We start from the raw sequence: 23472 nt of genomic DNA on the forward strand, positions 1-23472 counted from the left end.
AGTGATACCTATTAGGTGGCTATCCCTACATTGAAATAGCCTACCTAGGGTTAATTAATCAACGAAAGTAAACTTTTTCTTTAATGTACCTAACATCACTTCAAAATCACCGGCTTCAACAACTCTTTCTAATGAGCTATTTACAAAACGTAAATCATCAGTGTCTAATGTAAAAGAGACTTTTTTCGACTCTCCTGGCTTTAATGAAATTCGCTGGTAACGCTTTAAGCGTTTTACGGCAGGGCTTTCACTTGCATATAAGTCACTAACATATAATTGCACAACATGTTCGCCAGCAACTTTACTGGTATTTTTAATATTGACAGAAACTAACAGATCATCGTCAATAGCCACATTATCATCGCTTAGTGTTAAATCAGAATATTCAAAGGTGCTATAACTCAAACCATGACCAAACGGCCATTGAGGTTTATAGCCGTTATAGCTTTCACCAGTGACTTGAAGCTGCTGCACATCCGTTAAGAAGTTACGGTCATATGGACTATAATCTCCTGTAAACTGGGGATAAGAGAAAGGTAAAACGCCTGCAGGGTTATTATCACCATAAAGCGTCTCAACAATTGCTTGAGCACCCTCGCTACCAGGTCGGTAAGCATTTAATATCGCTTTCATGCCAGGTTCTATTTCTCGAATAATACGAGGTCGACCTTCAATCAGAACCAAAATAACAGGCTTACCGGTTAATATAGCGGCTTGTGCTAGTTTTATTTGATTTTTATCTAATGTTAAATCATCTAGAGCACCTGGAGATTCAGCATATGAACGTTCACCTAAAGCAAGAATAATATAATCTACAGACTGAGCCGCTTTAGCGAGCCCATCGACATCATAATTTGCTAAGTTGTTGTACCCTTCAAAAGCAAAAGTGGAAAGGTTATCTGCGCCTACTCGATCAGCAAATGCTTCAATTAACGTTTTAGTGCTTTCTGGATAGCGCTCTTCATTACTGCCTTGCCATGAATATGACCAAGAACCGTGTAAAGGTCCTAAATTATGAGCACCTGGACCTGCAACAAGTACTTTGCTATCGATACTTAATGGCAAAGTAGCTGCTCCATTTTTTACCAAGCTTTCATTTTTCAACAGTGTCATACTGTCTCGAGCGGCCTCTAATGCTAATTGCTTAAATTCTGGCTTTGCAAAATTTTTAATTGCTTCTTTTTCAGGGTAAGGATTTTCAAATAAACCTAGACGGAACTTCAGTCGTAATATAATGGCAACTGATTTATCTATTCGTTGCTCAGAAATTTCACCCGATTTAACTAAATCAGTTAAATGCTCAAAAAATGACATTTCATTCGGTACCATACTCATATCAATACCAGCATTAATCGCAATTTTTACTGCCTCGCGAGGAGTTTTAGCGACTTTATGGCGAGTATGTAAACGGATAATATCCTCCCAGTCAGTTAAGACTAAGCCTTCAAATCCTAGCTTTTTCCTTAGTACGGTATCTAAAAGGTGCTTACTTGCATGCACTGGCACACCGTTAATAGATGCTGAGTTAATCATAATAGTTGAAGAGCCAGCTTCTATCGCCGCTTCAAATTGTGGTAAATAATATTCCCACAAGTCTTTATCTGAAATAATGGCTGGTGTACGGTCTTTACCATTTGTCGGAGCAGAGTAACCAACAAAATGTTTCATTGTAGATGCAACAGCGGTAGGTTTATCTAAGCCGCCTTCTTCATATGCTTTAATCATCCCTACTCCCATTTCTTGGGTAACATAAGGATCTTCGCCAAAGGTTTCTTCAAATCGAGACCACAAAGGTTGGCGAGCCAAATCTAATACCGGATCAAAGTTCCAGCGAATACCAGATGCGCGAGTTTCCATTGCAGTTGCACGAGCAATGTCTTCTCCTAACTGATTATTCATACTGGCGGCAATACCAATATTGTGAGGGAATAAAGTTGAACCTGTGGTATATGTAACACCATGAATAGCATCGATACCGTAAAGCACAGGTATTTTATTAGATGTTGTTAAAGCTTCATCTTGAATGCCACTAATCAGCGTATGCCACTGTGAAATCGACATGGGCTTACCCGCCGCATTTAAAATAGAGCCTGTTTTATACTTGTGAATGATAGTAGATAGCTTTTCTTTATCTAAAACTGCAAAGCCTTCAGGGCTAGTGTTGGTTACCTGACGCACATCTAACTGAGTCATTTGCCCTACTTTTTCTTCTATTGTCATAGAGTTAAGTAATTTTTGAATTCTTTTGTCAACGTCTGTATTGGCATTAGCTTGAAATGCAAGCAAAATAAGGCCAACACTGAATGTTTTCAGTTTATAATACATAGTTTTATGCCTAATTATTTATTGGAAATTTTTATCTTCGACAAGTTGATGTCGACTCTCTTATTACTAACTCACAGTCAAAATCTGACTGTGAACTCTTCTCTGATAGTTCAGTGTTATGATTAATTAACATCCGGACAGCTTCCGAAGCTAGAGCTGAGATAGGCTGTTTAATTGTGGTTAACGCTGGCCACATATGGCGAGCAATGGGATCGTCATCAAAACCTGCAACAGACAAATCAACGGGTATTTCTATGTTCATTTGACGAGCAACTTTCATTACCCCTGCTGCCATTTCATCATTACAAGCAAATATCGCAGTAGGCCGATTTTTTTTACGCAATAATCGACGTGTACATTGCTCTCCTGACTCAAAAGAAAAAGCGCCCTGCTCGATATAATCATCGTTTGCAGGAATACCATTTTCCTTCAACGCTTTTAGATATCCATTCAAACGATTCAAGCTTGCACTATGCCCTTCAGTACCTCTTATAAAAGCGATTCGTTCATGGCCAAGAGAGATCAAGTAACTAGCCATTTTATAAGCGGCCGAAAAATCATCACACAAAACACTTGGCAGGTCAGATTGGACTTGAAATGGAGAAATTCTTGCGTAAGGTATTTTTTTTTCATCAAGCAAATTGATAACGTCTTGGTTATCACAAATAGGTGGGGCAATGATCAGCCCATCGCTTTTTGTATGGCAGACTAACCTGTGAATCTTCTTTAAAAAATCATCTTGTCGATGATCGCAAGGATATATGGTCAAACTATAATGTTGTCGTTCGCACTCAGCTAAAGCTCCTTTTTGTAATTGAGTAACGTAACTAGGGCTTGGATCAGAATATAATAATGTAAAACTAAAAGATTGGTTTGCTCGCAAACCACTTGCCTGAAAATTGCGTTGATATCCTGTTTCTTCAATTGTATTTAAAACTCTTTGTTTTATTTCCTCCTTTACATTAGCTTTATTGTTTAATACGCGTGAAACTGTCGCGATTGATACTCCAGACTTAATCGCAACACTTTTAATATTTACTTTTTCCATGTGTAAACTCTATATACCTACGCTAATTCAACGTAATGAACAATTCTAAACTTCGAATATAGTACTCTACTTCTCAGGTACATAACAAATGCACCTGAGAAGTCATACTTTTAAAACTTATACGCCATTCCTAGTTCATAACGACTGCCATTTTGTCTAACGGCATAACCACGAGAAGAATTACCTACATACTCTTCTGATACTTCATCCGTTATATTAGTCGCATTAAATGATACTGTTAGGTTATCTAAAATAACATAGCTAGCACCAAAGTCTAGTTGACCAAAGTCATCAATAAAGTGAGCTTCACTCGTTGCAGCAAACTTATCATAATATGCGCTACGATAGTTATATGCTAAGCGGAAATTTATACCTGCCTTGTCATAATAGGCAATGATATTATAGGTATCTTCCGATAAACCAAGTAAAGGTAATGTTTCACCAGTGTCTGGGTTAATATCTGTAGAGTCACTATCGTTATATGTGTAGTTCAATACAACACCAAAGCCGTTATTAAATGCCTGTTGGTAGCTAAATTCAAAGCCTTCTACGGTCGCACCTTCACCATTAATTGGTTGCTTTAACGAGTATGGCTGGCCATCATTTACGTCAGGATCTATTAATCCATCCTCTGTCGCCGTAGTAACAAATGACTCAACATCTTTATAAAATAAGCCCAGTGACAATAGTCCTTCAGGATTAAAGTACCACTCAGCACTTACATCAAAAGTATTTGCTCGATATGGTTCTAGCTCAGGATTTCCTCCATTAAAATCACCTGGAGAGTTAACGTCTTCTTTGAGAGTCGGTGAAAGTTTTGCATAGTCAGGTCTAGACATTACTTTGGCTGCGGCAAGACGGACTATAACGTCTTCCGACATCGTGATATTGAAGTTAGCGCTTGGTAGGGTATCGTTGTAATCATTAGATACTTTACGAGCTAACACCTCTCCTGATTCAGGTAATTGATACCCCATTATATCATTGTTAGTTTCTACTTGGCGCACACCAATATTACCCGTTACGGCTTTACCAAAAAGCTCTCCGTTAAAGTTAGCTTGAACATAGAATGCAAGGATATCTTCTTCTATTGACCATTCTTTTGATGGATCTACAGTTTTTGTGTCATACTGGCTAAAATCAGCTTCAAGTTTATCAAAGTCAGGTCTATCCCAAGAACTTACCGGCGCTTCGCTTAACATTCCGTCAACACTCACTGGAATGTGGTAATCGCTATAACTTGGCGCAGGCTTAGCTTTATATTTTGTATTTTGATAATCAAGCGAACGCTCAGCACTACTGACACGAACACCTAACTCAATACTGCTAAAGAAGTCATGTTCTAGGTCATAATCCACATCAAATTGAGCAAAGTTTTTATCTTCTTCAACTAGCATATGACGGAACTGAACCTGGTTCATAGCCATATTTTCGGGCAATATATTAGGCTCATTTTGATCATAGTTTACTACAGGACTATAACTACCATTAGGAAGTTCGAATCCAACTGCTCCTTGAGTTAAGTTAGAGCGAAAAATTCCCCATAACCAATCGAGTTGACTTTCTGACGAGCTAAATCCAGCGGCAGGTGTGAACATCCAGTTACCTTGCTCAATATCCACGGTTAAATTTATTGCTGATGATTTATCATCATATAAACGCTCAAAACCACTTTCTTCAAATTTTGCTTTAGAGGTGAACTGGCCAGAAACTAAATTTCCATTATCAACAACCACTGAGTCTGCGGCAAACTTAGGATTCGACTTACCTATATCTACATCCCAGTTAGTTGACATGAATGTCCTTTCTTGATTAGAAAAGAAGCCACCTAAATTAACGTCAATATTTTCTGCTGGCAGCCATTGAAAACTTACATTACCACTTAATCGCTCACGATCATCATTACGAAAATTTGAACGAATATCTTCAATTAACCAAACATCTTCATCAGCATTAGGATCAAGGCCGTCAACATAAGTAGAAAGAGGCTTTTGAGTCCAACCGCGACTTTCCCAGCTATTACGCTGTGTTGTACGATCAAAATAGTTTAAAGAAGCTAAAACTCCAAATGTTTCACTGCTATTAACTGTTCCTAAAAAAGCACTAGCGCCAGAACCATATTCATCGGCAGTATCATCATAAGTACCTTTAACTGCAATATTAAGCTTATCACCTACCTCAATAGCTCGACGAGTTTTAAGGTTAACTGTGCCACCAATTGCACCTTCAATCATGCTCGCTGTTGGACTTTTAAATACCTCTAATGCACTGACCATTTCAGATCCAATCGCATTTAAGTCAAAACCTCTACTGCCACCAAAATCTCCGGGATTACCGCTACCATTACTTGAAGAAGACATAGTCTGTCCATTTAAAGTTACTAAGTTTAACCCTGGCGCCATGCCACGTATACTTACGAATTCTCCTTCTCCATCGGCTCTATTTAATGAAACGCCACTTACGCGTGATAAAGCTTCTGCTACATTGTTGTCCGGCAGTTTACCGATATCTTCAGCTGATATGCCATCCATAACTTGATCAGAAAAACGTTTTGCATTCAAAGCGCGTTTCAAGCTTGCTCTTGTACCTGACACTTCAATAACTTCGATACCGTCAGCTACCTTTTCAGCACTGTTCTCTTCAGCTTTAACAGCAAAAGAAGTGGTGCCGTATAAAACAGCCATAATACTTACATTTAACAATGTTCTTGTTGTAAAAACAGTTTTCATGCTATCCCCTATTGTTTGTTTCTTCTTTTATATGATTATTTTTATTATTTTTATGTAACATTATTGTTACTAGACGGTTAAATTATAAGCAACAAAAGCTAAAGTCAACTCCCAATTATAACGTTTACAATAAAACAAGGCACACAGACAACCATTTTAAGCATAATAATCAACAACTTACAAAGACAAAGAAGATGCTAATTTATTTTTATGTAAACGTTTACAATAAATAGCGAAAGTTTATTAATACAATTATTTCTGGCCTATATCTGAACTAATTTCTGCGTATAACTTAAGATTAACAGTCCACTTTAATGCAGTATTATTATTAATAACTTAATACTTTTAAGTTATTTGTTAGTGTTTTCATCGCTATCATTTGAAACAGTCAAACCAACAAACACAAAAGAACGTTTACATCTATAAATAACTTACAAGAACAGCTCAAAACCAGCACAAAACAACCAAAAAAATCAAAACATATAACGTTTACATTTTTAGTCTGGATTGCTACAGTATTATTCTGTTTATTATAAAAAGGTTGATAACTAGTCATGTTTTCTAAAGGGAAGATAAAGCAATTATGCACAATTGGTATGCTTTCATGGGGAGCATTACATGCGAATACATCTTATTCATATCAATCTGACTTATTAAGTTTATCAAACGAAAACGTATCTATTGCAGTGTCTCCAAAAGCGGGGGGGGAACTAGCAAGCATTGAAGTAAAGCATTTAAATGAATGGCATGAATTGCTTTATAAAGGTAAAGACTATATCCCGAAAAAAGGCTGGCGTGGAAAAGCTCCTTTGTTGTGGCCTGCGACGGGGGCTACGACGCTAGATGGGCTTTCCAAAAAAGGAGTTAAACGCGGTCAATATAAAGTTAATAAACATATCTATAGCATGCCATTTCATGGCTTTGCCCAAAATTTACATTGGCGATTGCTGAACAAAAATCATAATAGCATTGCACTCAGTATAGAAGACACTGCTGAAACCCAAAAACAATTTCCTTTTGGTTTTAAGGTGGATGTTAAGTATGAATTAAGAGATCGACAGCTTTTGATTCAGTATAATATATTTGCAAAAGCAGCGAATACATCATCAATGCCTTTTTCAATAGGCAACCATATTACATTTAATGCCCCTCTATTAAATACTTCGTCTATAAATGACTTTAAATTTTCAACGCCGTGCCAGCAAAGAGTCGAACGAAATAGTCAGGGGTTCCCAACAGGAAATCTAACCTCGAACCAATTAATAGGCATTAAATCAATGAAAGATCTTCCAGAAAGGAAGTCTATTTCATTAACAGACTGTGGTGATGACAAAAAAGTCACACTTTTAGATTCAAGTGGTTTAAATGTTGATATTTCTCACTTTGCCACACACTGGCCGAAACAACCTGTAATTGAATACAACATGTGGGCTAGTGAAGCATTCGGGTTTATTTCTCCTGAACCATGGGTAGGTGCACAAAACTCGTTGAATTCCCGTTATGGGCTTATAGAACTGTTGCCTGGCGAGCAATGGCAATGGTCAATAAAGATTGATATCAACGAAAATTAGAACTTATATTTATTAAGTATTCAGGAAATATAATGCAGTTTATCCAGTTTCTATTAGTGGGCATTTTTATGTTAGCTATTTGTTTTTCATCTATAGCCAAAGAAGCTATCAAACCCAATATTTTGTTTATTACTGTAGATGATATGAATAACGACTTAGGAGCATACGGTCACCCATTGGTGATAAGCCCTAATATTGACTCCATCGCGAAAAAAGGAGTGTTATTTAACAAGGCATATAGCCAATCACCAATGTGTACACCCAGTCGTGCAAGTTTTATGACCGGTCTTTACCCTGATCAAACAGGTGTTATTGCTCATGCCTCTCATACGCGTTTAACATCTAACTTTCGAGATCATATTCCTAACGTAGTTACTTTGCCTCAGTTATTTAAAGAACAGGGATATTTTTCAGCAAGAGTGGGGAAAATTTATCATCAAGGTGTACCTAATCAAATAGGTACTGATGGCGCTGACGATGCAATATCTTGGGACAAAGTTATCAACCCAATAGGGCTAGATAAATTTGTAGAAGATAAAATACAAGCTTTCAATCCAGACGCTTTAGCAAGGCAATCATTTGGTGGTGTTTTAAGCTTTTTATCAATAAAGAGCGAAGATGAAGAGCATACCGATGGCAAAGTTGCTAGTGCTGCCATAGATTTAATATCTAAGCATCACCCTAACAAAACTGGAAAACCTTTCTTTTTAGGTGTGGGTTTTTATCGTCCTCATACCCCATTTGTCGCTCCGAAAAAGTATTTCGATCTTTATCCATTAGATAAAATTACGCCTTACATTGCACCTAAAAATGATCGTAATGACATTCCTAAAATCGCGTTAACTGACCGTCCATATCAAAAAACACTTACACTGCAGCAAAGAAAGAAAATTATCCAAGGCTATTACGCTGCAATATCATATGTTGATGCTCAAATTGGTAGGGTTATTGATGCTCTAGAACAGCAAGGTTTATCGGACAACACTATTGTAGTATTTTTATCTGATCACGGTTATGAATTAGGTCAACATGATTTATGGCAAAAAGGCAGTTTATTTGAAGGTTCGGCTCGTACACCATTAATAATTTACGCCCCAAATGCACAAGATAACGGCGGTACAGTTGAGACTCCAGTAGAACTAGTGGACCTTTACCCTACTTTAACGAAGCTTGCCAAACTAAATGCTCCGCAGTACTTACAAGGCTTAGATCTAACTCCGAGTTTAGATGATGTTTCTATTAGCGTGAGAAACAGTGCTTATTCCGCAATACTCAGTAGGGTCAAAGGAGAGAACAGGGAGTTTTCTTATAAAAAAATACGCGGCCACTCCATTCGAACAACACGTTATCGTTATACCGAGTGGGGTAATGGTCTTTTCGGGGCAGAGCTTTACGATCATGAAAATGATCCTGAGGAATTAAACAACCTTGCTGACAAAGTTCCCCTTGAAGGAATAAGAATTAATTTAAAGTGGAAGCTAGATGATGCTGTTAAAAAAGCTCAAACTCGCATTAAAGAATTGGAATAATAAATAATATGGGGTTCAAAATGAAATTACTATCTGCAGTCAGCCTATTAATGGTGATTGGTACTGCAATTTTTGCTTATAGTAAAGCAAATGATTTAAGCATAGAAACAAAACCAAATATCATAATGATTATTTCCGATGATATGGGGCGCCAAGATCTTTCATTATATGGCAGTAAGCTATATGAAACTCCCAATATTGATCAACTCGCAATGGAAGGGATGCGATTCGATAATGCTTATGTTGCCCACCCACGCTGCGTTCCTTCACGAATAGCATTGCTAAGCGGAATGGCGCCAACAAGACTAGGAAGTGAATTAATAAATCGTAAACATTTTTTACCTCCTGAAAACGTAACATTTGCTGAGCATTTCCAAAATGCTGGATATCACACCGGATATATTGGTAAATGGCACTTAGGAAAATCAGATGGCGGCTGGCCAGAACACCAAGGCTTTGAAGAAAATATGCTTGCAGGCTCTGCCGGTGCGCCTGACAATTATTTTTACCCTTGGGGCGCTAGATCAAAAAATGGTAAAGAAACTTTTGCTCATATTAAAGGAACAAAAGGTGAATATATAACTGATCGATTGGCTCAAGAAGCAGAGTCTTTTCTTGAACGTAATAAAGATAAACCTTTTTTAATGGTACTTTCGCACTACTCAGTACATACCCCTATACAAGCCCACCCAAAAGATGTCGAATATTATAAAAATAAGCTAGACAATATGGGGGTAAAGGCTGCAAGTAAAAAAGAAACATATGACATTATTGACAGCGGCGATGGTATTTCACAATACAAAACAAAACAGAACCATCCAGTCTATGCTGCAATGGTTGGATCTGTCGACAAAAGTGTTGGTAAAGTATTAAAAAAATTAGAAAGTTTAAAATTAACTGATAATACCATTATTATGTTTACTTCTGATCATGGTGGCCTATCATCTAGAGGACCAAATACAAGAGAATTAGCCACTTCTAATCTACCTTATAGACAAGGAAAAGGCTGGCTATATGACGGTGGTATTAGAGTGCCTTTCATAATAAAATGGCCGGGAAAAATCAAAGCTGGTTCAGTTAGCCAAACACAGGTAATGAATTCTGATCACTTCCCTACAATGCTTGAAATGGGCAGTCTACCTTTAAGTCCACAAGACCATTTAGATGGCGTCAGCTATATGAACGCTCTAAAAGGAAAAGAGGTGAAACGACCGGCGATGTATTTTCATTCTCCAATAGCACGTCCAGGAGCCACCGGTGATAGAAATAGCTCTGCTATTATCGACGGTGAATGGAAGCTTATCCACTGGTACGATGAAAATTTATTTGAATTATTTCATTTAGTTTCAGATAAAGAAGAACTGGTAAACCTTGCTGATAAACACCCAGAAAAAGTAAAAACATTGTCTAAGCAATTAAATAGCTGGTTAATTGATGCAAACGCACAATATCGTAAGCCCGGTGATAAGATGAAATGGGATATTCCCAAAGCAGGAGAAAAGTTAGAAAATACTGACGGTAAATTTAAATGGTAATTTCCAGCTTTTCATAAAGTACTTTTCAATATGGTTTGGGCTAGATTTCCTGCAGCCCAAATCTACATAGTATCAATAAGAGTCTAGCAGTGACCTTGGTTTTGGTATCCTGCTTCACTCTACCTTCTATATATTCATGCAGATGTTAGCCGAATTGACGTGGTTAATTTTTTCTATTACTACTTAAGTATCTGACGAAAAATGGCAGTTATAAGACGCCCTTACAGCTCTTAAAACTAGTTCAAGAAATCAATTTTTAATACTTAATCGTCGTGCCATTCATATTCATCTATTGCCTTTCGCGCTTCAGCTATTGTGCAATTTGCTAACTTCACTAGTTCATTGACACTGATGCTAGGGTTACGAACAACAAATGCATAAATTTCTTTTTCGGTAAACTGACCACGTTGTTGTTCAATCAATTTGATAAGCCATGCCCATGTGGGCTCTGATACTTGTTCAAGACCGCTAATAATTTCGGTCATTTGATCACGAGTCGCGCTTAATCGCCAATTACGTGAACGCCCTATCCGGCTTAGCTCACAACCGGTTTCACGGATCAAAGCCTTAAGCTCATAGGCACGCATTGATTTGCGCAAAAATGAAGGCAATAAAATGTGATGGACTTTCAACATCAATTAGCTCGATTAAAAATGAAAGTAGTTAGTATATCAAATAAACTGAGTGACTCAATTATTGGCTTTTAGGGCTTAAATTAGCCCTGCGGAATGCCATGCATTTCGTAGCATTTAACCAGTAAGTCTTCTTCTGACTCGACATGATTAGGATCAGGCTTAATACAATCGATTGGACAGGCAATGACACATTGTGGCTTTTCATAATGACCGACACACTCAGTACATTTATCGGCATCAATTTCATAGATCTCATCGCCCATATAAATTGCTTCATTTGGGCATTCAGGATCACACATATCGCAGTTGATGCAAGTGTCTAATATTTTCAAAGCCATGATAAATTATTCCGTAAAGCCAAGGTTAAACGTTTGCTTTGCTATCTGTTTTATCTGCAGTTTGGTTTTGCGCAAACGGATGTCGGGTATTCTCACCGTCGTTTAAATAGCGCATGATAATACCAAACTCTAAATCAAGCTCTGTATCTAGTTTAATTTGCACAAAATGGCCTGAGCCTTTAGCGTCAGTGACTTCTTCACCTTTACGGTTTTGCATGTAATCTAGGGTAAAGCTGATATTGCCGTTCGGTGTCATCAATTCAATATAATCGCCAGTTAAGAACTTGTTCTTCACCTCGATTTCAATTAATCCATCTTCCGTACGACCTAATACCTCACCAACAAATTGCTGAGAATCTGACTTAGAGTAACCATAGTCAAAATTTTGCAAGCCATCGTGACGGTGACGAGAAAGGAAACCTTCGGTATAACCACGACTTGCTAAGTGTTCAAGATCAAGCTTTAAACGCTCGTTGAAGCTGCGTCCTTCGACGGCATCTTTCATTGCTTGCTTATAAATTTGCGCAGTACGTGCACAGTAGTAAAACGACTTAGTACGACCTTCGATTTTCAATGAGTGCACACCCATTTTCACTAAACGTTCAACATGCTCAATTGCGCGTAAATCTTTTGAGTTCATAATGTATGTGCCATGTTCATCTTCAAATGCCGGCATATACTCACCAGGACGACCTTGTTCTTGTAAAAGATACACTTCGTCAGTTGGCTTAAACTCTTCTTGCTGCGGCGTTTCTGGTGTCCAAATAGTAGGCTCTTCGCTACCAACAATCTGTTGTTGCGGTTGTACTGCAATGATATCACCATGCTCATTTTCTTTAGCATCGTGAGCATTGTATGACCAGCGACATGAGTTCGTGCATGTACCTTGGTTTGGATCGCGCTTATTAATGTAACCCGATAATAGACAACGGCCTGAATAAGCCATACATAATGCACCGTGAACAAATACTTCTAATTCCATTTCCGGTACACGCATGCGAATTTCTTCAATTTCGTCTAAAGACAATTCGCGAGATAAAATTACTCGTTCTACCCCTTGTTGATGCCAAAATTTTACTGTCGCCCAGTTCACAGCATTCGCTTGTACTGACAAATGAATAGGCATATCTGGGTAAGCTTCACGGATCATCATGATCAGACCAGGATCGCTCATAATAAGCGCGTCAGGTTTCATTTGAACAACAGGTTCAATATCACGTAAATAGGTTTTCAGCTTCGAGTTATGAGGTGAGATGTTGCTCACTACATAAAGCTTTTTACCTAACTCATGAGCTTCATTGATGCCGATTTCTAAGTTGGCAAGGTTAAACTCGTTATTACGTACACGCAGAGAATAACGCGGCTGTCCGGCATACACAGCATCAGCACCGTAGGCGAATGCATAACGCATGTTTTTAAGACTACCAGCAGGAGATAATAATTCCGGTGTAAACATAATAAGTACCAACCTTATAAACTGTAAGGATATTTGAAAGTTGCGGTATTTTAATGGTTCAAAAAAAAAGTGCAATACACATCAAGTTAACAGTTGTAACCATGTGTAATGCACTTTATTTACTATTTAAAAATCAAAAACTTATGATTTTTAAAGTTTTAACTTTCCAGGTAAGAATTTGTCGCTAATTCGAATTGCGCTAACATATCGTCAACAAAACGGTTTATTTCACCGGTCATTAAGGTAAAGTCAGCATCGATTTTTACCATCATGTCGTCTTTTGGAATATCTTCGTTTTGCTCATATACGCTGTCGTGGAACTTAACGCGTTTTACACTAAGTTCATCGGTTAGGATACAAGATAATGTTTGGTCCCAATCGAAGGCAATTTTAACCACTTGCTTGTCGCCTAAATGCGCTAAGATTTCATCGGATAATAAATCTTGGTTTTTACATTTAAGAACTGCGGCATCTTCACCCATCGCTTTAATCTCACCTTCAAAACCGATAGTGAAACGCTCAGGCAATGTTTGCTCTAATAACCAATTCGTCATCGTAGTTTCAGCGCCAGCATCTGGGGTGAAACTCGTTACTGGCAATGAACCTAAACATTTACGCAATAAGGCTAAAAAGTCTTCTGCTTTGCCGCGTGAACTGGTGTTAATGACGATAATATTTTTCTCTGGGCAAATATAGCCTTGGGTATCATTGATACGAGAAAATGCACGAGGTAATAACTCAAAAGTGATGTCTTCTTTGAATTGTTCTTTTTCTTTCTTTGTTGCTTTACGACTATGCTCATGTTCAAGCTGAGAAATTTTTTCTTCTAACTGTTCTTTAACCACTGATGCAGGTAAAATTTTCTCTTCTTTACGAGCGTTGATTAAGAAACATCCGTTGGCATGGTGTAATAAGCGCTCACCATGTTTACCAAGGGCAGTGCTCCAACCAAAACGTGATAATTCTGTTTTACCACATGGTGCAAAGACATGTTCTTGTAATGCCTTTTCAAGCTCTTCTTCGTTTTGCGTAAATGGGCGGGTAAATGCAAAAATATATAAATTTTTAAACCACATGGTGAAATTCCTTGGCTAACCGATTAGAGTATCTATCGATGATAATAATTAATTTTTTAAGGCGCTTATGATAACCAAGCTAATACTGTTAAGTATATCTATTTTTTTAGTTTCTCGATTGATGGATGGTATTCGTTTAAAAAGCTTTGGCACCGCTATTGTCGTTGCCATTGTCTATTCGGTTGTTGACCTATTTTTATGGTGGATCTTAGTATTTTTCGCTATGCCAATGATTATATTAACTTTTGGTATATTTTTGCTGGTGATAAATGCGTTTATGTTGTGGCTAACAGACCAGTTTATTGATGATTTTGAGATTAAAAGCTTAAAAACGACTTTTATTGCGGCGTGTATTATTTCTTTGATAAATATTGTGCTAACAGCAATATTTCATTAGCACTAATGGTAATTAAGACATTTAATTGAAAGACTGTTTCAATTACTGAACATAACTGTCTTTTGCGTCGAAGATAAGGCGGAAGTTACTGCCTTTGCCATAGTCACTATCGATAACTAAACGAGCATTATGCAAATTCGCTACATGCTTCACAATAGCAAGGCCAAGACCCGAACCACCAGTATTACGAGAGCGTGATTTATCAACTCGATAAAAACGCTCGGTTAATCGATCAATATCACTATCGAGTATGCCGCAGCCGTTATCTTGAACACTAAAGATGCATTGCTCACCAGCTTTTCGCCAACTGATTACAATCTTGCCTTTCGCTTGGGTATAGTTGACCGCATTAACTATCAAATTGGTAAATGCACTTTTAATATCAACTTCAATGCCCCAAAGTGATACTCGCTTGTCGACATCAACAACGATATTATGTCGTTTCTCATTAATCAGCCAACTATTCTCTTCAACAATTCGATTGATCAGCTTAGCCACATTAATGCGTTGTCGATTCTCCTGCTCACCGTGAATTTCAGTTCTCGACAAAGTTAACAACTGTTCTACTAAACGATCCATGCGCGAGACTTGTTGTTCCACCGCAGAGAAAGAACTTTTCCAAATCTCAGGTAAGCCGTCATCATCGCTGAGGATCTCAACATAGCCGCGCATTACAGTGAGCGGCGTTTTCAATTCATGGGAAACGTTAGCAACAAAGTCTCTACGCATTTTTTCAATACGCTTTAATTGACTCACATCACGAACCATGAGCAAAAACTGTTTTTCACCGTAGGTGGTAAAACGCATTTCCAATTCTTGATGCTCAGTTGAGTAAACAAAAATACTTGGCACTTCGGAAAACGTCGATGTTAATAAAAACTCCTGTAACTCAGGGCTATTTATCGCCTTAATTAGTTTTTTACCACTATCTTTTGGCCACGAAATACCTAACAATAATTTGGCATTAGTATTTGACCATTCAATACGAAACTCAGGACCTAGTACTACCGTGGCATCAGGTAAAGATTCGGCACCTTCACGGAATTTTCGAATATGAAAATTGAGTTCTTTACGCTTTTCCCTATGGCGCTCTACGCGTTTAAAAAAACCATCATAAATTGTTTGCCATGCACTATTAACTGACGGTGGGCTTGGCAACCTTTTATTCTGCAACCAGGTACTTAATTGCAACAATTGGTTTAAATTACCAACCAATAAAATCAATGACGTAGCCGCTAAGCACATCCATAGTAGATCAAAATAAACACCGATTAAGGCACTTATGATAATCGCTATAAATTGAATATATATCGATTTAGTTAATTGATTGGTCATAGTTTTATAAAATTAGTTAATGGTATTAGCTATTGTGAATTAGTTGATTACTATGCTGTTTTCGTAGAAAAGCGATAGCCAGCGCCACGAACCGTTTGCACAAACTCTTCATGACCTTTACCAGCAATTGCTTTTCTTAAACGTCTGATATGCACATCGACAGTTCTATCTTCCACATAAACATTGCGTCCCCAAACATTATCGAGCAATTGTTCGCGTGAATAAACTCGATCTTGATGTGTTAAAAAGAAATGTAACATCTTAAATTCGGTCGGTCCTAAATCCAAAGCAACATCGTCAATACTGACACGATGTGATTGTGGATCTAAGGCCATGCCTTTACACTCAATCACTTCTTCTAGTGCAGTAGGTACCACTCGTCTAATCACAGCTTTGATGCGGGCGATTAACTCTTTAGGTGAAAATGGTTTAGTCACGTAATCATCGACGCCAACTTCAAAACCTTTTACTTTATCGTCTTCATCCGCGCGAGCCGTCAACATAATGATAGGGATATTTTTAGTATACTCTTGGCGTTTAATTTCTTTCGCAATTTGAATACCGCTGCCACCAGGTAACATCCAATCTAGTAATACAAGATCAGGCAGAGGATCAACAAGCTTTTCTTTAGCTTGCTCAAAATCTTCAGCTTCAATTACATTAAAGCCATTTTGCTCAAGTACAAAAGCTATCATTTCTCGAATGGGTGCTTCGTCTTCAACGACTAAAATTTGTCGATTCATCTTAATTTCCGACTCATGGTGAAATATTCATGGTTATGATGCCCAAACAATGTGACAGTTTAATGACAATAACCATAATAAATGCATTTTTAAATACCATAAACAAAACAGGCTGCTAAAGATAGCAGCCTGTTTTATTTTATTTCTATCAATTACTTAGAACTTGTATTCAATACCCGTTGCAAAGTAATCTTTTTCGCCGTTAGTATCGAAATCAAATGCTGTATAGAAAGCAAAAATTGTTGCGTTCTTTGCTAAAGCATAATCAACACCACCGCTAACACCAGTATTCTCATCGCCGCCATCTACTTCACCAGTTTGCACTTGGCCTTTGATAGTGAAGTCATTGATTTTGTATGCTGCACTTACAAAGAAACCGTCAAGTTCTTCACCGGTATCAACATTTTCTTGAGTGTGAACCATCGCACCTAATTTCAAGTCACCAAATTTAGCACCAGCGGTAAATCGTACAGCATCATAACCATTCATTTCACTATCAGCTGCAATTGCCGCGTAATACTTAGATTTTGATAGTTTCTGATCGCCCCAAGTTAATGCTGTAGAAATACCTGCATCTTGGTCAGCATCACTTTCTGTTGCGTAAGTAACACCAAGTTGGAAGTTATTAAACTTAGGTGATTTATATGTTATTGATTCATCAACACGGTTTTCACCTTTCCAAAGAACCTTAAGGTCGGCTTCATAATCGTTGAAAATGTCTAGTTTTGATGACGACTGCTTCATTACGCTATCGTTTTTACCAAGTAGTACTTCACCAAAATTGCCTTTTAGTCCTACATATTGATTACGAGCAGTAACGTTGTCGTCACTTTCGCCATCCATATCGATTTGCACTTCAACTTTATAAACAACTGAAAGTGAGTCATCAACTTTTAAACCACCAGCAGCACCTAAGCGAGATGCATTAGATTTTACTTCAGAGAAAGCGCCATCGCCTTCATCAGCAATTTGAATACCAACATTTGCTTTACCGTAAAAATTGATTTCGTCATTTGCCATTACTGGTGCAGAAAATGCCGCAACCATAGAAAGTGCAATTGAAGTTTTAACTAAGTTCATAGTATTTACCCTGTAAATTTATAATAAGTATTTAAGTTGACGCTAGTCTGCCAGTAAAGTATTACAGTTTTATGACAAGTAAATTTTTTTTGTTATTTTCGTTAACTTAAATGTTTAACGTCAATTTAGAGCCTAGCAGAAAAGAGAATTCTTGTAATTTATTCAAAAAAAACGACCTAAATAGGTCGCTTATTTTGTGTATTTCTATATCGATATCTGTGAAGATTTACCCTAAGTTTCAATATCTACCATCAGATCGTCTGAAATCGTCTCCAAGGCTTCGACCAACACATCAACTTGTTCGCTATTTTCCACTGCAATCTTTGCGTGGGCTTTAAATAAAAGCTGAGCAGAATCGGCTGCAGATACTTGCGTCGACACTAACTTAACTAAATTGCCACCATTTTTATGGATTATGGCAGATATTTCAGCAACGATACTTGGTCTGTCATTCGCGGTTACATCGAGGGTAACCACATTGTCTGCTCGCTCGTTTGGTTGGCTAACTTCAACTTGAACATTGAGGTTATCAATCGCGGTTAACTCTGCCACCATCTTCTCGGCATGTTCATCACTTACCGCAATTTCTACGATACCGGCAAAAATATCCGACATATGACGAAGGCTACTTGTTTGCCAATTACCATGATGATCCTTAACAATTCCAGCAAGGTTTTCTACAATACCAGGACGATCTTTACCCAAAATCGAAATTACTACGTGTCTCATAAATCATCCTCTTTCAAATTCTAAACATTGCGACAAACTAGTTATGAACGCTAATCTTCAACTAGTGTTTTCAATCACTTACTTAAGTAATAACAGACCAATTACTATTGCGCAAAGACTTTTAGCGGTTTATTGATAAAATTAATCATTTGCAGTCACCTGTAAAATTATCTACTCTTTTGCACAGATATACAGAAAAATTATTCAACCATAGCGAATCGCTGTGCAATACCATAAACAACAATGAATATATAATTATGAAATTTACCAAAATAGCCGCCGGTATCGTTCTGGCTACCTCACTACTAACTGCATGTGGCGACAATAAAACAGCAAATGAAGAACCAAAATTACTTGCTGATGCTCAGCCTCGTTTAGGCATATATAAAGAAGTCACTCTAGATGCTGACCTAAGCCACTTAAGTGATAATCAAAAACAAATGCTTTCATTACTAATTGATGCATCAAAAATTATGGACAATTTGTTTTGGCGACAAGCCTATGGCGACAATAAAAAACAATTTTTAGCCAGCATCAAAGACCCTCAAACACGACGTTTTGTCGAAATAAATTACGGTCCTTGGGATCGACTTAATAGTGATAAGCCTTTATTAACAGGTGTCGACGACAAACCACATGGTGCGCAATTTTACCCGGCGGACATGACCAAAGAAGAATTTGAAGCGGCTGACTTTGAAGGCAAAAGATCACTATACACAGTCGTACGACGAAACGAAAAAGGTGAGCTTTATTCGATTCCTTATTCCGAAATATTCAGTGAAGAAATCGAACGAGCTGCATTATTATTAGAAAAGGCGGCAACCTTTGCCGATCATAAAGAGTTTGGCAACTATTTAAATATGCGTGCTAAAGCTATGCGCAATGACGATTACCAAGCATCTGATTTTGCTTGGATGGACATAAAGACTAATCCAATTGATGTGGTTATCGGTCCAATTGAAACCTATGAAGACTTGTTATTTGGTTACCGTTCAGGCTTTGAATCTTATGTGCTGATCAAAGATTTAAACTGGAGTGAGCGTTTAGCAAAATATGCGGCTTTCTTACCTGAGTTGCAAAAAGAACTGCCTGTAGCGAAAAAATATAAAAAAGAAGTGCCAGGCTCTGATGCCGATTTAAACGCTTACGATGTTATCTATTACGCTGGTCACAGTAATGCCGGTAGTAAAACAATTGCAATCAATTTGCCTAATGATGAACAAGTACAGCTTGAAAAAGGTACTCGTAGATTACAGTTAAAAAATGCTATGCGAGCGAAATTCGATACCATTATGTTGCCAATTGCAGAGCAACTAATTAGTGAAGAAGATCGCAAGCACGTTACCTTTACTGCCTTTTTTGCCAATACTATGTTTCACGAAGTCGCCCATGGCTTAGGTATTAAAAACACCATCAATGACAAAGGTACGGTACGCCAATCATTGAAAGAACATGCATCAGCATTAGAAGAAGGTAAAGCTGATATTTTAGGGCTTTATATGGTGCGTCAATTACTGAAAAAAGGTGAAATCACTGAAGGTCAGTTAAAAGACTATTACACCACGTTTATGACCGGTATTTTCCGCTCAGTACGTTTTGGTGCAACAAGTGCCCACGGTAAAGCCAATATGGTTCGCTTTAATTATTTTGCCGACAACGGTGCATTTACTAAAGACGAGCAAGGTTTTTATAAAGTTGATATGGAAAAAATGACTGCGGCCATCGACTCTCTATCAGAATTAATTCTGACCATTCAAGGTGATGGTGATTACCAACGTGTGGACAAATTAGTCGCCGATATGGGGATTGTTCGTCAAGATTTAGCCGATGACTTAGCGAAACTAGAAAGCGCCAATATTCCGGTAGATATTGTCTTTAAACAAGGAAAAATGGTTTTAGATTTGTAATCTAATAAATTACAACATCTAAGAAACTAAAAAAACTAAAAAGCGCCTTTATTCGGGAACACTCAAATAGTGGCGCTTTCATATTTATAGATTCAACTTATTATTTAAACTTATCGTTTCAACTTATCACTTCAGTAATGACTAATAATAACTTCAATGATTAATCATCATCGTCCTTTTCTCCGACAGGGAAATCTTGCTCGACCTCTTCACCTGTAATCACTTCAACAACAGCCATCTGCTCTTTCGGATTAGGAATAACCAAGCCATCATATTGCACCGGGTTATCTTTTAGAGATAAATCGCCAACGTTACAAGCAAATACTACAGTATAAATTGCATCTTCAGGATCGACTTGTTCATCAAAACTATCACCGTTAGGGACAAAACCAAACTCATATTCATACTCAGAATCCTGTTCGTCATCATCGTCATCGTCGTCATCCATAACCACTAAAGTACTAGCAAATGGTGCGACAGCATTTGCAGGAACAGGCATTAATGAGTCATCAAAATCAACATCATCTGGATCATAGTTATCAACTAAGTTTTCGGCATTTTCACTTTGATCACCTTGGTATAAATACACGGTATGGACATCACCGGTACATAACGGGTCTAAATCGGTTGATAACGCCAAGATAGCCGCTAAGTCGACATCACCTTCTATGTGACCGCTGCTGGTACTACCGGTAATTCTTACACCGTGTGGTTTGATTATAAAACCATTTTTTGCCGGTTCATTGCCGCGCAGGACTAACGACTGTGTTAAGTCGAATTCAACGGTATAAGCAGGTCCTGATGCTGTTTCACTTGCACCAAGTACAACATCAAAACTACCTAAGCGTAAACGCGAGCTTGGCACCTTAATATCATAACAGCCTGGTCCTTCTGCAAATGAAATATCATCGCCTACATCACAGTTATTTGCATCGTTTTTCAAAACCACATAAGAGCTTTCATCTACCACAACAAGTTCCATTCGGTATGCACCTAGAGGTACTTCAATATCGTCATCTTCACTAATAACGGTTAACTGGTCACTACCAGTATATTGCAGCAAGTCAATAGACACTGTTTCTCCACCAGAGAAACTATCTATAATGATAGTCTCACGAGAGTCATCGTCATCTGAATCATCGTCATCGTCATCGTCATCGTCAGAATCATTGACTGGAATTAACCGAATCTCATCAATAGTGATCACAACGTGCATCGCGTCATCAACAAAGGCATCGGAGATCCCTAGCGAAAACGGCACGTCAATCTCGGCAAGTTCTTCATCATTACTGCTACCACCACAATGGCTAAGGCCAAGAGTAAGAGATACGGCGACAGCAACTGTTGTAAGTTTGGAATGAATCATGATTGAACTCCTACAAAATGATTTGTGTATAGTAAAGTTTAGTATAATCGCGAACTATTCGCTTGAAACCTTGACTTGTAATCTAGATAAATAGAAAGACCACAATAAAAATAAAAATCCCGAATAGAATATTCGGGATTTTTCAGAATATTGATAACGTTTTGCAGATATTCTAATGCTTAAGGGCGATAAACCTTGACGTTGTCAAAACCGTTATCATGTAAGTACAACGCTTGTAATTTACTCATTACTCCGCGATCACAATACAATAAATAGGTCTTGTCTGATGCTAAATCGCCAAACTGAGTGGCTAGTTTGTAAAATGGAATATGTTTAACTTCGATGTTATCAATTTCAAGTGGCGCAGCATCTTCTTCTTCAGGGCTGCGGATATCAATAACAACTTGGTCATGACCCGCGCTGTCGACAGTTTCTACCGCACTTACCGTTGATACTTCTTCTTCAGTTTCTTTACCAATGTCACGTACATCCATAACACGGGTTTCGGCAACAACTTTATCTAGAATATCAAAATTGAAGTTCGCTTCTTCTGCTTCGATTTTCGATAGAACTGCTTTTACCGTTGGTTTTTTCGAAATTACGCCGCAATATTCAGGAATAGTTTTCGAGAAATCTTCGGTGCCAATTTCGCGAGCAATATCAATAATATCTTGCTTATCGTAAACCGTTAGTGGTCGTAAGATCAGCTTTTCAGTTACTCGGTCAATCACATTTAAGTTGGTTAATGTTTGACTTGAAACCTGACCTAACGCTTCACCTGTCACCAAGGCTTGGATACCCATTTTGTCAGCGACTTGTGCTGCAGCACGCATCATCATACGTTTTAGCACGACGCCCATTTGACCATTTTCAACTTTTTCTAAAATTTCAGCGACTACCGGTTCAAAATCAACCGCGAAAAATTTGATACGATGTGATGCGCCAAATTTATTCCACAAGTAATAGCTCACTTGTTTAACACCAACCTCATGAGCAGAGCCGCCTAAGTTAAAGAAACAAAAGTGCGTACGTGCGCCCTTTTTGATCATTTGGTAGCTTGATACTGCTGAATCAAAACCGCCAGACATAAGCGATAGCACATCTTCTTGTGTTGGGATCGGGAAACCACCCAATGCTTTATGGCGCTCTGTAACAATAAATAATTTTTCTTTATTTACTTCAAGGCGAATCGTCACGTCAGGCTTTTTCAGTTGAACTTTTGCTGATTCAACACTTTGATTTAAGCCGCCACCAACGTATTGCTCTAACTTGATTGACGTAAACTCATGTTCGCCAACACGCTTAGCTCGAACACAGAAGGTTTTATTTTCAATGTTTTTTCCGTGTACTGATAACGTTTTTTCAAAGATATCGTGAAGATCGGTGAATTCAAACTCTTGAACTTCAAGGAAATGAGTGATCCCTGGGATGCATTTAATACCTTGTATTAAGCGCTGACGATTTTCTTCACTGTGATCAGTACTGGTAACTTCAATATTGTCCCAGTTCATTTTACTGCGAACATTTTCATCAATTCGACGTAATACATTTCGTACGTTTGAATCCAATATTTTAGTAAAACGCTTGCGTACCGGACGTGACTTAATGGTTATTTCCGGCTGTAATTTGATGATAAATTTCATTAATAAAACCAACTATTTTAGAATTGCGCG

At 37.9% G+C, this 23472-nt stretch carries 18 protein-coding genes; 5 read left to right on the plus strand and 13 right to left on the minus strand.

Annotated elements, in window-relative coordinates; genetic code table 11:
- Nucleotides 1-54: 54 nt before the first annotated feature.
- From LT090_RS12625 to LT090_RS12635, 3 genes are all read right to left on the minus strand, one after another.
- A complete protein-coding gene (locus tag LT090_RS12625; protein WP_068545619.1) occupies nt 55-2325 on the minus strand; it encodes a glycoside hydrolase family 3 N-terminal domain-containing protein in 2271 nt (756 codons plus the stop codon).
- Nucleotides 2326-2356: 31 nt separating this feature from the next.
- Nucleotides 2357-3373, minus strand: a complete 1017-nt coding sequence (locus LT090_RS12630; protein ID WP_068545618.1) for a LacI family DNA-binding transcriptional regulator — start codon at nt 3371-3373, stop codon at nt 2357-2359.
- A 110-nt stretch (nt 3374-3483) separates the two neighbouring features.
- Nucleotides 3484-6102, minus strand: coding sequence for a TonB-dependent receptor (locus LT090_RS12635; RefSeq protein ID WP_068545617.1), 2619 nt, complete (start codon nt 6100-6102; stop codon nt 3484-3486).
- 554 nt (nt 6103-6656) lie between these two features.
- On the opposite strand from LT090_RS12635, the gene LT090_RS12640 reads away from it, so the two are divergent.
- Genes LT090_RS12640 through LT090_RS12650 form a run of 3 tightly spaced genes read left to right on the plus strand, consistent with a single transcriptional unit; the run spans nt 6657 to nt 10737 of the window.
- Nucleotides 6657-7673, plus strand: a complete 1017-nt coding sequence (locus tag LT090_RS12640; RefSeq protein ID WP_082897093.1) for an aldose epimerase family protein — start codon at nt 6657-6659, stop codon at nt 7671-7673.
- 32 nt (nt 7674-7705) lie between these two features.
- Nucleotides 7706-9202: a sulfatase gene (locus LT090_RS12645; RefSeq protein WP_068545615.1), complete on the plus strand. Its 1497-nt coding sequence runs from the start codon at nt 7706-7708 to the stop codon at nt 9200-9202.
- Nucleotides 9203-9222: 20 nt separating this feature from the next.
- Complete coding sequence (locus LT090_RS12650) at nt 9223-10737, plus strand: sulfatase (RefSeq protein ID WP_068545614.1); 1515 nt, start codon at nt 9223-9225, stop codon at nt 10735-10737.
- Nucleotides 10738-11000: 263 nt separating this feature from the next.
- Here the strand turns inward: LT090_RS12650 and LT090_RS12655 are convergent, their stop codons facing one another.
- From LT090_RS12655 to rdgC, 4 genes are all read right to left on the minus strand, one after another.
- A complete protein-coding gene (locus LT090_RS12655) occupies nt 11001-11372 on the minus strand; it encodes a ribosome recycling factor family protein (RefSeq protein WP_068545613.1) in 372 nt (123 codons plus the stop codon).
- An 80-nt stretch (nt 11373-11452) separates the two neighbouring features.
- Nucleotides 11453-11710 (minus strand): YfhL family 4Fe-4S dicluster ferredoxin, encoded by a 258-nt coding sequence (locus LT090_RS12660; protein ID WP_068545612.1) that lies wholly within the window; start codon nt 11708-11710, stop codon nt 11453-11455.
- Nucleotides 11711-11735: 25 nt separating this feature from the next.
- Nucleotides 11736-13166 carry a prephenate-dependent tRNA uridine(34) hydroxylase TrhP gene (trhP, locus tag LT090_RS12665; RefSeq protein WP_068545611.1) on the minus strand — a complete coding sequence of 477 codons (1431 nt, stop codon included), beginning with the start codon at nt 13164-13166 and terminating at the stop codon, nt 11736-11738.
- A 158-nt stretch (nt 13167-13324) separates the two neighbouring features.
- Complete coding sequence (gene rdgC / locus LT090_RS12670; protein WP_068545610.1) at nt 13325-14242, minus strand: recombination-associated protein RdgC; 918 nt, start codon at nt 14240-14242, stop codon at nt 13325-13327.
- 67 nt (nt 14243-14309) lie between these two features.
- Here rdgC and LT090_RS12675 point away from each other — a divergent pair, with 67 nt between their 5' ends.
- Nucleotides 14310-14639, plus strand: coding sequence for a phage holin family protein (locus LT090_RS12675; protein ID WP_068545609.1), 330 nt, complete (start codon nt 14310-14312; stop codon nt 14637-14639).
- A gap of 42 nt (nt 14640-14681) precedes the next feature.
- On the opposite strand, the gene phoR is transcribed toward LT090_RS12675, so the two are convergent.
- The 4 genes from phoR to LT090_RS12695 form a co-directional block, all read right to left on the minus strand.
- Nucleotides 14682-15974 (minus strand): phosphate regulon sensor histidine kinase PhoR, encoded by a 1293-nt coding sequence (phoR, locus tag LT090_RS12680; RefSeq protein ID WP_068545608.1) that lies wholly within the window; start codon nt 15972-15974, stop codon nt 14682-14684.
- Nucleotides 15975-16024: 50 nt separating this feature from the next.
- A complete protein-coding gene (phoB, locus tag LT090_RS12685; RefSeq protein ID WP_068545607.1) occupies nt 16025-16717 on the minus strand; it encodes a phosphate regulon transcriptional regulator PhoB in 693 nt (230 codons plus the stop codon).
- A gap of 156 nt (nt 16718-16873) precedes the next feature.
- Nucleotides 16874-17797, minus strand: a complete 924-nt coding sequence (locus LT090_RS12690; RefSeq protein WP_068545606.1) for a porin — start codon at nt 17795-17797, stop codon at nt 16874-16876.
- A 231-nt stretch (nt 17798-18028) separates the two neighbouring features.
- Nucleotides 18029-18526, minus strand: a complete 498-nt coding sequence (locus tag LT090_RS12695; protein WP_068545605.1) for a glycine cleavage system transcriptional repressor — start codon at nt 18524-18526, stop codon at nt 18029-18031.
- A 257-nt stretch (nt 18527-18783) separates the two neighbouring features.
- Here LT090_RS12695 and LT090_RS12700 point away from each other — a divergent pair, with 257 nt between their 5' ends.
- Complete coding sequence (locus LT090_RS12700; RefSeq protein WP_068545604.1) at nt 18784-20433, plus strand: dipeptidyl-peptidase 3 family protein; 1650 nt, start codon at nt 18784-18786, stop codon at nt 20431-20433.
- Between the two features lie 160 nt (nt 20434-20593).
- On the opposite strand, the gene LT090_RS12705 is transcribed toward LT090_RS12700, so the two are convergent.
- Together LT090_RS12705 and thiI are read right to left on the minus strand one after the other, a co-directional pair.
- On the minus strand, nt 20594-21799 hold the full coding sequence (locus LT090_RS12705; RefSeq protein WP_068545603.1) for a DUF4382 domain-containing protein: 1206 nt from the start codon (nt 21797-21799) through the stop codon (nt 20594-20596).
- A 179-nt stretch (nt 21800-21978) separates the two neighbouring features.
- On the minus strand, nt 21979-23442 hold the full coding sequence (gene thiI / locus LT090_RS12710; RefSeq protein ID WP_068545602.1) for a tRNA uracil 4-sulfurtransferase ThiI: 1464 nt from the start codon (nt 23440-23442) through the stop codon (nt 21979-21981).
- Nucleotides 23443-23472 lie beyond the last annotated feature (30 nt).

It is taken from the genome of Thalassotalea crassostreae (assembly GCF_001831495.1).
GTDB classification, from domain to species: domain Bacteria; phylum Pseudomonadota; class Gammaproteobacteria; order Enterobacterales; family Alteromonadaceae; genus Thalassotalea_A; species Thalassotalea_A crassostreae.

Excerpts from the sequence above, each read along its gene's own strand:
- LT090_RS12640 (WP_082897093.1), top strand. The coding sequence starts at position 6,657 with ATGTTTTCTAAAGGGAAGATAAAGCAATTATGCACAATTGGTATGCTT.
- LT090_RS12630 (WP_068545618.1), bottom strand. The coding sequence starts at position 3,373 with ATGGAAAAAGTAAATATTAAAAGTGTTGCGATTAAGTCTGGAGTATCA.
- LT090_RS12645 (WP_068545615.1), top strand. The coding sequence starts at position 7,706 with ATGCAGTTTATCCAGTTTCTATTAGTGGGCATTTTTATGTTAGCTATT.
- rdgC (WP_068545610.1), bottom strand. The coding sequence starts at position 14,242 with ATGTGGTTTAAAAATTTATATATTTTTGCATTTACCCGCCCATTTACG.
- LT090_RS12635 (WP_068545617.1), bottom strand. The coding sequence starts at position 6,102 with ATGAAAACTGTTTTTACAACAAGAACATTGTTAAATGTAAGTATTATG.
- trhP (WP_068545611.1), bottom strand. The coding sequence starts at position 13,166 with ATGTTTACACCGGAATTATTATCTCCTGCTGGTAGTCTTAAAAACATG.
- LT090_RS12705 (WP_068545603.1), bottom strand. The coding sequence starts at position 21,799 with ATGATTCATTCCAAACTTACAACAGTTGCTGTCGCCGTATCTCTTACT.
- LT090_RS12675 (WP_068545609.1), top strand. The coding sequence starts at position 14,310 with ATGATAACCAAGCTAATACTGTTAAGTATATCTATTTTTTTAGTTTCT.
- LT090_RS12625 (WP_068545619.1), bottom strand. The coding sequence starts at position 2,325 with ATGTATTATAAACTGAAAACATTCAGTGTTGGCCTTATTTTGCTTGCA.
- phoR (WP_068545608.1), bottom strand. The coding sequence starts at position 15,974 with ATGACCAATCAATTAACTAAATCGATATATATTCAATTTATAGCGATT.
- LT090_RS12695 (WP_068545605.1), bottom strand. The coding sequence starts at position 18,526 with ATGAGACACGTAGTAATTTCGATTTTGGGTAAAGATCGTCCTGGTATT.
- thiI (WP_068545602.1), bottom strand. The coding sequence starts at position 23,442 with ATGAAATTTATCATCAAATTACAGCCGGAAATAACCATTAAGTCACGT.
- LT090_RS12660 (WP_068545612.1), bottom strand. The coding sequence starts at position 11,710 with ATGGCTTTGAAAATATTAGACACTTGCATCAACTGCGATATGTGTGAT.
- phoB (WP_068545607.1), bottom strand. The coding sequence starts at position 16,717 with ATGAATCGACAAATTTTAGTCGTTGAAGACGAAGCACCCATTCGAGAA.
- LT090_RS12700 (WP_068545604.1), top strand. The coding sequence starts at position 18,784 with ATGAAATTTACCAAAATAGCCGCCGGTATCGTTCTGGCTACCTCACTA.
- LT090_RS12690 (WP_068545606.1), bottom strand. The coding sequence starts at position 17,797 with ATGAACTTAGTTAAAACTTCAATTGCACTTTCTATGGTTGCGGCATTT.
- LT090_RS12655 (WP_068545613.1), bottom strand. The coding sequence starts at position 11,372 with ATGTTGAAAGTCCATCACATTTTATTGCCTTCATTTTTGCGCAAATCA.
- LT090_RS12650 (WP_068545614.1), top strand. The coding sequence starts at position 9,223 with ATGAAATTACTATCTGCAGTCAGCCTATTAATGGTGATTGGTACTGCA.